Source organism: uncultured Cedecea sp. (assembly GCF_947498825.1).
GTDB lineage: Bacteria > Pseudomonadota > Gammaproteobacteria > Enterobacterales > Enterobacteriaceae > JGM124.
Window position 1 is genome coordinate 173,653 of sequence record NZ_CANMLV010000004.1, and the last position, 11,665, is coordinate 185,317.

Genomic DNA, 11,665 nt, shown 5'->3' on the forward strand with positions numbered 1-11,665 from the left:
CTATGTCTAACAAAATGACTGGTTTAGTAAAATGGTTTAACCCTGAAAAAGGTTTCGGTTTCATCACCCCTGCTGACGGAAGCAAAGATGTATTCGTACACTTCTCTGCTATCCAGAGCAACGACTTCAAAACCTTAGACGAAGGTCAGAAAGTGGAGTTCTCTATCGAGAACGGTGCTAAAGGCCCGGCTGCGGCTAACGTTGTCGCGCTGTAATTGCCGATAACCTCACTGATACTTACGATAGCGATGACGGCAAAAGCCTGAGCAGTTGAGTCTGAGTGATAAAAAACCTGCCTTGCGCAGGTTTTTTCGTTTCTGAGATAAAGAAAGGTACTTAACGCCCTCCTGCTTATCCACTGGCTATCTGTCAGTCATTACTCCAGCCTTAAAGGCTTTATAATCAGGCAACTGGGGTATTCGCCACAAATACCAGCATGCGATTGTACGATAAGGCGCATATTGAAGGCTCAGGGCCCTCAGTTCCTGTTTTTTCAGTCTGATACCTGGACTATGCAAATAATGTAATCCTTCCACTACGCCAAAATCATCCAGCGGCATAATATCCATACGTTCCAGAGTGTAAATAAGCAGCATTTCCACAGTCCAACGGCCTATACCTTTCAGTGATGTGAGCCGGGCGATTAGCGCATCATCACCTATATGAATAGCTTCTTCTCTCGAAGGCACCAGACCGGAGAGTGCCCCGGCAGCTATCCCTTTTAAGGTTTCGACTTTACGGGCAGAAAAACCACAGGTTCGTAATATTTCACTGTCTGCATCGATCAACTGCTGAGGCGTCGGAAACTGGACAACGTTGGTTTGAAAAGTAATGCGTAAGCGATTTAATATCGCATCTCCCGCTTTAGCCGTCAGTTGCTGGTAAGCCACTGCCCGAATCAACGCCTCATAAGGTTCCCGTTCCGGACGGACGATATGCCGACAGGGCCCAATGGCCATAATGAGTGGAGCCCAACCCGGTTGTTTTATCAGCCAGCGACTGGCTGCTCTGTACAACTCCTCATGTGTATCAGAAATCATTGCCACTCCATACTATGAACATTATCCCGAGGGTAGTCTTCATTCGAGCCTGTAGCACTCGGTCTCTTGCTTTTTAATCAGAGAATTGAAAAGCAAGAGACCGAGTGTTTACATTAATACCGACTGAGACAATGGTAATCTGAAACCAACGCGATTTAACGACAGGTGAAACAGATGACTAAACCTTCATTCTGGGTAACAGATGATGCGCGCTGGCAAGCCATCGTCGAGCGCAATCAAACTGCAGACGGCCATTTTGTTTATGCAGTGCGAACCACCGGCGTGTATTGCTTACCTTCCCACGCCGCCCGCTTACCCAAACGCGAAAATGTTGAGTTTTTTGATACGCCAGAAGCCGCCGAACAACAGGGCTATCGGCCCAGTAAACGCCTGCGCCGCGGTCAGCCTGTTCTGGAAAAACGCTATACGGAAAAAATCGCTGCTGCCTGCCGTTATATAGAAAGCCATGAAGAGGATCGCCCACTGGCCGATATTGCCAGCCATGTGGGTATCAGCATTTACCATTTTCACCGACAGTTTAAGGCCGCAACCGGGCTGACACCCAAAGCCTATGCCAGCGCCCATCGTAACCAGCGTTTACGTGATAATTTGCAGATATCAGAGCGCGTAACCGATGCGATTTTTACTGCGGGTTTTAACTCTAACAGCCCCTTTTATGAAAGTGCTTCCGCAATACTGGGTATGACACCTAAAGCATGGCGAGCGGGTGGTAAAGGCACACGAATTTACTTCGCACTGGCTATTTGTTCAATGGGCGATATTCTGGTGGCTCAAAGCGAAAAAGGGATTTGTGCCATTTTACTGGGTGATGATGCCAGTATCCTGCTCCAGGATTTACAGGATAAATTTCCTCACGCCGAATTCATTGGCGGAGATACACAGTTTGAGGCACTGGTAGCCCAAGTTGTCGGTTTTATTGAAGCACCAGAACTCGGCCTCAATCTGCCGCTCGACATTCGCGGAACCGCATTCCAGCAACGAGTCTGGCAGGCATTACGTGATATTCCGGTAGGGGCAACCGTCAGCTATAGCGATATCGCACAACGAATTGGTTCACCGAAGGCAGTTCGTGCGGTCGCTGGAGCCTGTGCCGCTAATATGCTGGCAGTCGCTATTCCTTGCCATCGCGTGGTCAGAAGTGATGGCGCATTATCCGGCTACCGCTGGGGAATTGAACGCAAGCAAGCCTTATTGAATAAAGAGTCAAAAGGATAATGATAGAAGATCTGTTTGCTGATGATGACAGCCTGCCGCGCCAGTGGCGGGAAGAACTTGCACCTGGAGCCGTCATTTTACGCGGTTATGCGGGCAATAGTGCCGAACAACTGCTACAGAATATCGTTTCCCTGGCAGCTATCTCTCCTTTTCGTCACCTGATAACCCCCGGCGGCCACAGAATGTCTGTAGGCATGACGAACTGCGGGGCGTTGGGTTGGGTCAGTGATGAATACGGATATCGTTATTCTGCTAGCGATCCGCTAACAGGTCGCTGCTGGCCCCCGATACCGGACTGTTTCCGCAGTCTGGCTGAACGGGCAGCAGAGGCCGCCGGATACGCTCACTTTTCCCCGGATGCCTGTCTGGTTAATCGCTATGTCCCTCATGCCCGTCTGACACTTCACCAGGATAAAAATGAACGGGATATGACTCAACCCATCGTTTCAGTTTCACTCGGGCTTCCCGCTATTTTTCTGTTTGGTGGTACAGAACGAGAACACCCTTGTCGTCGGTTTCCGTTAGTACAGGGAGATGTCGTAGTCTGGGGAGGGGAATCGAGGCTTAACTATCACGGTGTATTGCCCCTGAAAGATACCCTGCCCCCCTGGCCGATACGTGAGGCAGTACGCTATAACCTCACTTTCCGCCGGGTAATGCCCGCCTGAATTCACCCCGTGTATTGCTTTTTTTATCATCAAGAGCGAGGGTATAACTTTCTGTCTGGTTAATTCACGAAGGTTTTATGACAACAGCTCTCTGTCGCGCGTTGAAACTGCGCTATCCCATTATTCAGGCGCCTATGGCGGGCGTATCCACACCGGAACTGGCCGCTGCCGTCACCGAGGCAGGGGCATTAGGTTCAATCAGTGTCGGAGCCTCGACCCCCGAACAAGCAGAAAAAATGATTTTAGCCACTCAGGCGCTGACAAAAGGCGCGATTAACGTCAACCTGTTTTGTCATGCATCTCCCCTGCGCGACCCTGTTCTTGAGCAACAGTGGATAGCAAAATTTCATGATTTATTCAGACATTATGATACGACTATTCCGTCCGAACTCAGCGAGATCTACTCAACCTTTAATCACAATGATCCCATGCTGGCAGTTCTACTCAAAACGCGCCCGACAGCCGTCAGTTTTCATTTTGGACTCCCCGACGTCCGGATGATTGAGCAGCTAAAAGCCTTGGGTATAGTGACCCTTGCCAGCGCGACCAGTTTAAACGAAGCGGCTGAGATAGAAGCCAGTGGTATTGATTTCGTTATCGCTCAAGGCATGGAAGCAGGAGGACATCGTGGCATGTTTTATCCAGACCAGGAAGATAGCATGATGAGTACCTTTACCCTGGTACAGGCGATAAAACAGGTCAGTTCGTTACCGGTTATCGCGGCTGGCGGTATTATGGATGGTGCCGGGATCGCGGCCATGCAACGTATTGGCGCTGCCGGTTCCCAGTTAGGAACCGCATTTATTTTATGTCCTGAATCTGCCGCAAATCCTGCATATCGGGCAGCGTTAAAAAGTGAACTCGCGCAGGATACCGTTTTTACCTCTGCGATTTCAGGCCGCCCGGCGCGTAGCCTCAACAATGCGTTCTGTAAGGTGACTCGGGATATCCCGATACAAAGTATTCCCGCCTATCCCTTAACCTATGCTTTGGGCAAATCGCTGGCAAGTGCGGCTGCGGCTAAAGGTGAGCCAGGGTTCGCCGCACAATGGGCAGGACAAGGGGCGCATTTAGCCAGAGAGCTACCCGCCGGACAATTGGTTGCCCTACTGGCAGCTGAATTAATCGCGTAGGTCGCTCATTTTTTACTGACTTTAAACGCCCACTGTTATAAGCGTTTTTTGAAATACCAGAATCAGGGATCCGCTACACTTCCGCTAATTTCCTTTTCCTCTGGTAACATATTGTTTGTCAATACATTAGCCTGGCGCACGACAACATGGCTGGCGATCGCGGCAGTGATGATGCTCTTTATCGCTCCCTGGGTTTCTAAGTCGATAATGCAGCAAACCCACTGTTCACATGCCAGCCCGCCGGTATATGCAACCCAAGCCATGACGCACGATATGCCTCAACAGATGTCCGTGCCCGGCTCCTGCCTGCCTGTGTTTGAATATTCAATGATGTCCGGGCAGGTGATGTCTCCGACAGAAGAAATCGCCTGTGGCTACTGTCAGCTATTAATACACCTTCCCTTTATTCTGTTTGTCCTGACATTTCTGCTCTGGCTACTACTGCATTTTGTTATTCCCCTTTTCGCAACAGCCCTCTTTTTTTCCTGGCTGTTCCATCCATGGGAACCACAACGTGCCCGCGCTCCTCCTGCTGTTTTTCAGTATTAATTTTTAACCCCTTATCTGTGTAATAAAACCTTATCCGGCAACGGAGAGGGACTGTTGCACCTGAAAAATAACAGGACTCATAATGAAAATACTCTCAGTCAAACACAGACCACTGACGTCGCTTATTCTCATCATACTGAGCTGCCAAGTCTCTCAAGCAGCAAACCCGTCGCGCTCACCCACACATGATAGTTCCGTTATGATTGTCACCGCCCCTGCCAGTTTACCGCTGGAAGTTATCACCTCGCCAAAGACACCACGCCAGCCGGTTCCGGCAAGCGATGGTTCTGATTATCTGAAAACTATTCCCGGGTTTTCGCAGATCCGCAATGGCGGCACGAATGGCGATCCGGTGTTCCGTGGCATGTTTGGCTCCCGGTTACGTATTCTGACCAACAATGGCGAAATGTTAGGTGCCTGTCCGTCGAGAATGGATGCCCCAACCTCCTATATTTCACCGGAAAATTTTGATCTACTGACCCTGGTGAAAGGGCCACAAACCGTATTGTGGGGTGCGGGTAACTCCGCGGGAACCCTACGTTTTGACCGCGAGACACCTCGCTTTGATAAGCCAGGAATTAAAGGTACAGTCAGCGCTCTCGGCGCTTCAAACCATCGCCAGGATACCGGGCTGGATACCCATTTTGGTAATGAAAACGGCTATATCAGACTTAGCGGAAATAAATCACGTTCAGGAGATTATCGCGACGGTAATGGCAAATTCGTTCCCTCTAAATGGGATAAATGGAACAGTGATATTGCCATCGGCTGGACAGCAGACTCAGATACGCTGCTGGAATTTAGCACTGGTAAAGGTAACGGAGAAGCACGCTACGCCGGACGAGGCATGGATGGTTCACAATTTAAACGTGACAGTGCAGGTATACGTTTTGAGCAATCAAATATCGGTGAGACCTTCGATAAATTTGAAGCCAATGTCTATTACAACAATGCCAACCATATTATGGATAACTACTCGCTACGCGTACCAACACGCATAATATCTTCCGGAGAAAGCCACTGTAAGTGTGCCAGGGCCAGGGCGGCAGCGCTGGTATTAAAGTCCGACCCAAGAATGGCGATGCAGCTAGACCGGCAAACCTTGGGAGGACGTACCATGGGCACTTGGCTATGGTCTGACTATGAACTGCGTAGCGGTATCGATCTACAGGAGAATAGCCATCGCAGTAAAAGTTACCGCCACTGGAAAAAAGATGCCCGCTTCCAGGAGCAGGGAATTTTTAGTGAGCTGACCTGGCATGAAAGTGAACAAAATAAGCTTGTCAGTGGCGCCCGGATTAACGCGATACAGGTGGATAACTATAGCCATCCTGGGTCTGCTAAACGTAGTGCAACCTTACCCGCGGGTTTTATACGTACTGAGCATTCTCTGGCGGATATACCCATGATGTTTTATATCGGCCTCGGGTACACCGAACGTTTTCCTGACTACTGGGAACTTTTCTCACCCCGTTTTGGCCCTGAAGGAAAAAAAGATATCTTCGACCATCTCAGCAGCGAGAAAACAACACAGCTTGACCTCGGTGCGCAATATAAAGATGAGCAGATTAGCGGCTGGATCTCAGCATATTTAGGTCATGTGAATGATTTTATTCTGTTTCGCTATTCCCCGTCTGACGCCGCAGTCAGTCAGGCGGATAATATTAATGCCACTATTATGGGCGCTGAAACAGGGGCCAGTTACCAGTTAACCGATAACTGGAAAACCGATGCCAGTCTCAGCTATTCTTGGGGAAGAAATATCAGTGATAAGCGGCCGTTGCCACAAATCCCTCCGCTGGAAACCCGTTTTGCCTTGACCTGGGAAAAGGGCAACTGGAGCAGTACAGGTTTATTAAGAGTTGTCAGCCACCAAAGCCGTATTGCCCTTAATGAAGGTAACGTTGTCGGTAAGGATTTTAATCGCAGCGCAGGATTTGCTCTTTTTTCGGCCAATACCCGTTATCAAATTAATTCTGCCGTTAATCTGAGCATCGGGGTGGATAACCTGTTTAATAAAACATACAGTGAGCACCTCAATCTTGCGGGCAATAGCAGTTTTGGCTATTCAGCAAAGACATCGGTTAATGAACCTGGAAGAACCTTCTGGGGAAAAGTCAGTGTAAAATTTTAACCATGATAATGGTGGTCTGGATGGGCCATGATTTTAAAGCATAAAGATGAGGAAACCCTATGCTGCATAAACTTCGTACCCCGGAAGGTAAAAAATTCATGATGATTGTGGCCACGGTCTTCTTAATTGTCATATCCGTGATTTCAACCATCACCTTCGAAGGTGTGGTAGATCAATACAACTTGCCGATGTCCGAATGGGAGACGTCACTGTTCTTTATCCAGGGAATGTGGACGTTTTTGTATAGCATTATCTTTACCATCCTGATTTCTATCCCGGTAGGTATCCTGATGCTTGGACCGAAAGAATCTAATGGTTAAAAATAATGTGGGCCGCATTTAGCGGCCCATGATACTGATGACAAAGCGAAAGTGATATCTAACTCTCAGCGTTTATTTTCGTAAATAAACAGGAAAATCAATTCATTGATTTTCAGCTGATAACACAAAGAAGGAAAAACCACGTTTTCCTTCTTTGTCAGCAATCTGGTGGGCCGCATTTAGTGGCCCATGTATATACTTCACGCGATAAAGCGAAAATCAGAAATCCGTGCGAGAAAAGCCGGTCATTTCCTTCAATTCCATCTCACGGCCTAAGGCCGTCATGGGGTGAACAATGACCAGTCCACGTACACTCTTCTTGAGTTTACCCATATCCGCCTGCTCTTTCTTAGTAATTGCACGACGGAACGGCATCGCCTGTAATTTCTGCGCTTCTTTACTCAGTTTCTGGTTACGTACAGCGTGCAGACGCGCAATTTCAATCTCGAGCGTCGCCTTTTCTTTTTCCAGTTCAGCGTATTTTTCCGCTTCGTGTACCAGGGACATATCAGCCTGTTGATGGCCAATAGCATCCAGACGATCGCTGAGACGTTTAATTTCTGCTTTTTCGACTTCTTTCATTTTGTCTTACCATGAATAAAAAGGTATCTGTGCAACAGGATACACTATCCCGGTGGATAGCGTGAATTGTCATACTTCACGTTGCCTGGATAAGGACTACTTCTGGAAGGCTTTTTTTAAGCTGATTTTTGAAATCAGCTCCGTCAGAGAAAGGACCATAGTGGAACGAACAACCTGTAAATAGCGCTGGCGTTGCATTGCCTGCAGTGAAGGTTCACCACTATCGATAAAATTTGCCGCTAATGGCAATGCAGTGACACAGTGTAGTTCACTGAAGGGACCCAAAATTTCATCGTCGACAAAACTGTATTCATTACCATCATGATTAAGCTCCTCGCGAAGAGCCATCAGCAATTCACAATCTTCATACTCATAACGCCCCAGAATACCCAATCCGTAAATCAGCTTTAACCGCACCGACAATTCACCCAATGGACCATCACCCTCCAACAGCGGCTCAACAGCATATTTCACGGCGTAGTCATCTTTGCGAAAGACCTTAAGTACCAGAATATTCACCGCTTCAGTCAGTAATTCGACGGTAGCAATCAGCAAACTGCGCACTGTTTTACCCGCATTAAGACGCTCAAGCACATGATTTTCAAAGGCCTGGGTTTCTTCCATCTTTGCCTGTATCACTAAAATTGGTATTGGGAACAGCAGAAGCTGTTCCCGTTATATAACTTAAACCTTCGCCTGGTGCGCTTTAACTGCTTTAGCCACCACTTCACTGTGAATATCCAGTCCCGACACCTCAGCAAACGCCGCTTGTACGCCTTTACTTTCCAGCAGCGTTTGTAACTGTTGAGCCTGTGGATCTTGTTCACTGCGATAGTGTAGCGCTGCCGCAATCCCTTCAATCAGATTCTGGTGCGGTAAATCATATTCCAGCGTACCCAGTAACGGTTTAATCAAACGATCGCCCGCACTCAGTTTACGCAATGGCTGACGACCCACACGTTCCACATCATCTTTCAGATAGGGGTTTTCAAACCGGCCAAGGATTTTATTAATATAGGCCGCGTGTTTTGCTTCATCAAAGCCATAGCGCTTGATAAGAACGGCACCACTTTCTTCCATTGCCCCTTTCACCACCGCACGAATTTCGGTATCCAGAATGGCGTCACGGATAGTCTGGCGGCCAGCTAATTGGCCAAGGTAGGCGGTTATAGCATGTCCGGTGTTCAACGTGAAGAGCTTACGTTCAACAAATGCCATAAGATTATCAGTGAGTTCCATACCTGCGATAGCCGGAGGCGCACCTTTGAATTGCGTTTTATCGACAATCCACTCACTGAAGGTCTCGACGGTCACTTCTAACGGATCGTTCGTGGCAGACTCAGAAGGAGGAACAATACGGTCAACGGCAGAATCCACGAAGCCAATGTGCTGTTCAACCCATGTCCAATCATCACCGGACAGGGCGAGTTTGACATGTTCTTTCAGCTGGCTGGTGCCACGGACCATATTCTCGCACGCGATGATATTCAGTGGCGTTTCGTTTCCACGCGCCCGGCGTAATACCAGACCTTGTGCCAGAGTGGGAGCAATGCGCTCAAGAACAACCGGACCCACAGCCGTGGTGATTAAATCCACCTCAGCAATCAGTTCAACCACCTCTTCGCCAATACTGCTGACAGCATTCACGTTGGAGACAGTATCAATTTGCTGTTCTTCGCCGACGACATGCACCTGATAACTGTGACGAGCGTTGATAGCATCCAGCAAGACCGGGTTCACGTCAGCAAACGTTAGCTGAAATCCTGCATCTGCAAGTAACTTCCCGATAAACCCGCGACCGATATTCCCTGCACCAAAATGTAATGCTTTCATTGCGTTACCTTTTCTATATGTGAGCCAACCCTCCCTGTGTCACAGGGAGGGTACAGAAGGCCTTACTTTTTACCTGCTAACAAGTCGAGAACTTCCTGAACATCAGTGGTATTCACCAGACGCTCAATCACTGATTCATCATCCAGAGCGTTTGTCAGGCTGGTAATAACTTGAATGTGTTCATTATTACGTGCCGCGATACCAATAACCAGACGGGCAATATCATCCGCATCTTCACCAAAATGAACCCCTTGTGGATACTGGCAGAAGACGATACCGGTTTTCAGTACACGATCCTTCGCTTCAACCGTACCATGAGGAACCGCAATACCTTCACCCAAATAGGTTGGGGTCAGTTTCTCACGCTCAAACATCGCGTCGACATACTCAGGCTGAACATATCCGCCTTTCACCAGTTGCTCACCTGCAAAGCGAATCGCTTCTTCTTTTGAGCTGGCTTGCAGACCGAGGAAAATATTGGCAGCACTCGGTTTAAACAGCTGGTCTTCGCTGGCAACAAAACTGTCTTCCAGACTTTCGATAACTTTCTCTTCGTTACTGCTCAAGCTCTGGGCAGCAACTAAACGCTCCGTCAGATTGATATACAGACCGCTGTCGAGGAAGTTAGTCAGCGAGATATGCTGGGCATGAGGTGCCTGACGCATAGCGCGTTCCGTTAAGTCCCGGTGTGTAATGACCAAGTCAACATCATCCGGCAAGCTGTTAATCGCACAGTTAGTGACCGAAATCGTTTTCAGACCCGCATCGCTGACTTTTTTACGCAGAACCCCCGCCCCCATGGCACTGGAACCCATACCTGCGTCACAAGCGACGATGATTTTACGCACATGGCTGAGGTCATTAGACAGATCGGCTACAGCAGCTGAAGCACCGCCTTTAGACTGCGCTTTCATATCCTGCATACGACGGGATGCGGCTTCTAAGCCCTCTTCTTCTTCTTTCGCTTTGCTGGTTTTCAGCAAGACAGCCGAAACAATGAAGGACACCAGGGTTGCCGCAACAATAGAGGCAATATTCGCGAAATAAGCGCCTTTTGGTGTCATGGCCAGTACGGCAAGGATAGAACCTGGAGAAGCAGGTGAAACCAGACCACCATTAAACAGGGTTAAAGTGAAGACGCCTGTCATACCACCGAGAATAACTGCCAGCAGTAAACGTGGATTCATCAGCACGTAAGGGAAATAGATTTCGTGAATACCGCCGAAGAATTCGATGATAGCCGCACCGCCCGCTGATTGTCTTGCGTTCCCACGACCAAAGAACATATACGCCAGAAGAACACCCAAACCCGGGCCTGGGTTGGCTTCAATCAGGAAGAAGATAGACTTGCCCAGTTCATGCGACTGTTGAATACCCAGTGGCGAGAAAATACCGTGGTTAATGGCGTTATTCAGGAACAGGATTTTTGCCGGTTCAACAAAAATGGAAGCCAGCGGCAGCATGTCATGTTCAACCATGAAATTAACGCCTGCTGCCAGTACTTTAGACAGGACTTCAACCGCAGGGCCAATGCCGAGGAATGCCAGAATTGCCAGGATCATACCAATGATACCGGCAGAGAAGTTGTTCACCAGCATTTCAAAGCCGGACTTAATCTTACCGTCAACCCAGCTATCGAAGCGTTTAATTGCCCAGCCACCCAGAGGACCGGCAATCATGGCGCCAAGGAACATCGGCATATCCGCACCAGCGATAACACCCATAGTGGTGATAGTACCGACGACACCACCACGGTCACCACCAATCAGGCGACCACCGGTATAACCAATTAGCAGCGGCAACAGATAAGTGATCATCGGACCAACAAGCTTCGCCAGCTCTTCGTTTGGCCACCAGCCGGTCGGGATAAATAACGCAGTGATAATCCCCCAGGCGATAAACGCCCCAATGTTTGGCATTACCATATTGCTGAGGAAACGACCAAAGCTCTGCACTTTGATCTTGATATCAGATGACATATTCATACCCCTTAGTGGTGTTACGCGCTGAGAAGCAGCCCGAGGTTTATTGTTAACGTGCCGACAGCAGGCCAGCCAGATGCAGTAAATGACGCGAATCTGGCACCGAATTGCGCCGCTGTCCAGCCTCCCCCTAATTATGTGACAGACATCACCAAGACAGTGGGGGTTGATGGGTCAAATTAGTGATT

At 48.7% G+C, this 11,665-nt stretch carries 12 protein-coding genes; 7 read left to right on the plus strand and 5 right to left on the minus strand.

Going from position 1 to position 11,665, the window contains the following annotated elements:
* The first annotated feature begins 2 nt into the window (after positions 1–2).
* Positions 3–215, plus strand: a complete 213-nt coding sequence (gene cspG, locus Q1A40_RS07140) for a cold shock protein CspG (protein WP_299998788.1) — start codon at positions 3–5, stop codon at positions 213–215.
* A 147-nt stretch (positions 216–362) separates the two neighbouring features.
* On the opposite strand, the gene Q1A40_RS07145 is transcribed toward cspG, so the two are convergent.
* Positions 363–1,040, minus strand: coding sequence for a DNA-3-methyladenine glycosylase 2 family protein (locus Q1A40_RS07145; protein ID WP_299998790.1), 678 nt, complete (start codon positions 1,038–1,040; stop codon positions 363–365).
* A gap of 174 nt (positions 1,041–1,214) precedes the next feature.
* On the opposite strand from Q1A40_RS07145, the gene ada reads away from it, so the two are divergent.
* The 6 genes from ada (at position 1,215) to Q1A40_RS07175 (ending at position 7,080) form a co-directional block, all read left to right on the plus strand.
* Positions 1,215–2,276, plus strand: coding sequence for a bifunctional DNA-binding transcriptional regulator/O6-methylguanine-DNA methyltransferase Ada (gene ada, locus Q1A40_RS07150; RefSeq protein WP_299998791.1), 1,062 nt, complete (start codon positions 1,215–1,217; stop codon positions 2,274–2,276).
* On the plus strand, positions 2,276–2,944 hold the full coding sequence (gene alkB / locus Q1A40_RS07155) for a DNA oxidative demethylase AlkB (RefSeq protein WP_299998792.1): 669 nt from the start codon (positions 2,276–2,278) through the stop codon (positions 2,942–2,944). Before ada ends, alkB begins: the two co-directional genes overlap by 1 nt.
* Before the next feature lie 77 nt (positions 2,945–3,021).
* A complete protein-coding gene (locus Q1A40_RS07160) occupies positions 3,022–4,077 on the plus strand; it encodes a nitronate monooxygenase family protein (RefSeq protein ID WP_299998793.1) in 1,056 nt (351 codons plus the stop codon).
* A 111-nt stretch (positions 4,078–4,188) separates the two neighbouring features.
* A complete protein-coding gene (locus tag Q1A40_RS07165; protein ID WP_299998794.1) occupies positions 4,189–4,626 on the plus strand; it encodes a DUF2946 domain-containing protein in 438 nt (145 codons plus the stop codon).
* An 82-nt stretch (positions 4,627–4,708) separates the two neighbouring features.
* A complete protein-coding gene (locus tag Q1A40_RS07170; RefSeq protein ID WP_299998796.1) occupies positions 4,709–6,760 on the plus strand; it encodes a TonB-dependent copper receptor in 2,052 nt (683 codons plus the stop codon).
* A gap of 59 nt (positions 6,761–6,819) precedes the next feature.
* A complete protein-coding gene (locus tag Q1A40_RS07175) occupies positions 6,820–7,080 on the plus strand; it encodes a DUF2534 family protein (RefSeq protein WP_299998797.1) in 261 nt (86 codons plus the stop codon).
* A gap of 219 nt (positions 7,081–7,299) precedes the next feature.
* Here Q1A40_RS07175 and Q1A40_RS07180 read toward each other — a convergent pair whose 3' ends face one another.
* The 4 genes from Q1A40_RS07180 to Q1A40_RS07195 all read right to left on the minus strand — a co-directional run bounded on the left by Q1A40_RS07180 (position 7,300) and on the right by Q1A40_RS07195 (position 11,474).
* Positions 7,300–7,662 carry a YibL family ribosome-associated protein gene (locus Q1A40_RS07180; protein ID WP_299998798.1) on the minus strand — a complete coding sequence of 121 codons (363 nt, stop codon included), beginning with the start codon at positions 7,660–7,662 and terminating at the stop codon, positions 7,300–7,302.
* 96 nt (positions 7,663–7,758) lie between these two features.
* Positions 7,759–8,286, minus strand: a complete 528-nt coding sequence (locus Q1A40_RS07185; RefSeq protein ID WP_299998800.1) for an MltR family transcriptional regulator — start codon at positions 8,284–8,286, stop codon at positions 7,759–7,761.
* Positions 8,287–8,346: 60 nt separating this feature from the next.
* Positions 8,347–9,495 (minus strand): mannitol-1-phosphate 5-dehydrogenase, encoded by a 1,149-nt coding sequence (gene mtlD, locus Q1A40_RS07190; protein ID WP_299998802.1) that lies wholly within the window; start codon positions 9,493–9,495, stop codon positions 8,347–8,349.
* Positions 9,496–9,557: 62 nt separating this feature from the next.
* A complete protein-coding gene (locus tag Q1A40_RS07195) occupies positions 9,558–11,474 on the minus strand; it encodes a PTS mannitol transporter subunit IICBA (RefSeq protein WP_299998803.1) in 1,917 nt (638 codons plus the stop codon).
* Positions 11,475–11,665 lie beyond the last annotated feature (191 nt).

Excerpts from the sequence above, each read along its gene's own strand:
- cspG (WP_299998788.1), top strand. The coding sequence starts at position 3 with ATGTCTAACAAAATGACTGGTTTAGTAAAATGGTTTAACCCTGAAAAA.
- Q1A40_RS07145 (WP_299998790.1), bottom strand. The coding sequence starts at position 1,040 with ATGATTTCTGATACACATGAGGAGTTGTACAGAGCAGCCAGTCGCTGG.
- ada (WP_299998791.1), top strand. The coding sequence starts at position 1,215 with ATGACTAAACCTTCATTCTGGGTAACAGATGATGCGCGCTGGCAAGCC.
- alkB (WP_299998792.1), top strand. The coding sequence starts at position 2,276 with ATGATAGAAGATCTGTTTGCTGATGATGACAGCCTGCCGCGCCAGTGG.
- Q1A40_RS07160 (WP_299998793.1), top strand. The coding sequence starts at position 3,022 with ATGACAACAGCTCTCTGTCGCGCGTTGAAACTGCGCTATCCCATTATT.
- Q1A40_RS07170 (WP_299998796.1), top strand. The coding sequence starts at position 4,709 with ATGAAAATACTCTCAGTCAAACACAGACCACTGACGTCGCTTATTCTC.
- Q1A40_RS07175 (WP_299998797.1), top strand. The coding sequence starts at position 6,820 with ATGCTGCATAAACTTCGTACCCCGGAAGGTAAAAAATTCATGATGATT.
- Q1A40_RS07180 (WP_299998798.1), bottom strand. The coding sequence starts at position 7,662 with ATGAAAGAAGTCGAAAAAGCAGAAATTAAACGTCTCAGCGATCGTCTG.
- Q1A40_RS07185 (WP_299998800.1), bottom strand. The coding sequence starts at position 8,286 with ATGGAAGAAACCCAGGCCTTTGAAAATCATGTGCTTGAGCGTCTTAAT.
- mtlD (WP_299998802.1), bottom strand. The coding sequence starts at position 9,495 with ATGAAAGCATTACATTTTGGTGCAGGGAATATCGGTCGCGGGTTTATC.
- Q1A40_RS07195 (WP_299998803.1), bottom strand. The coding sequence starts at position 11,474 with ATGTCATCTGATATCAAGATCAAAGTGCAGAGCTTTGGTCGTTTCCTC.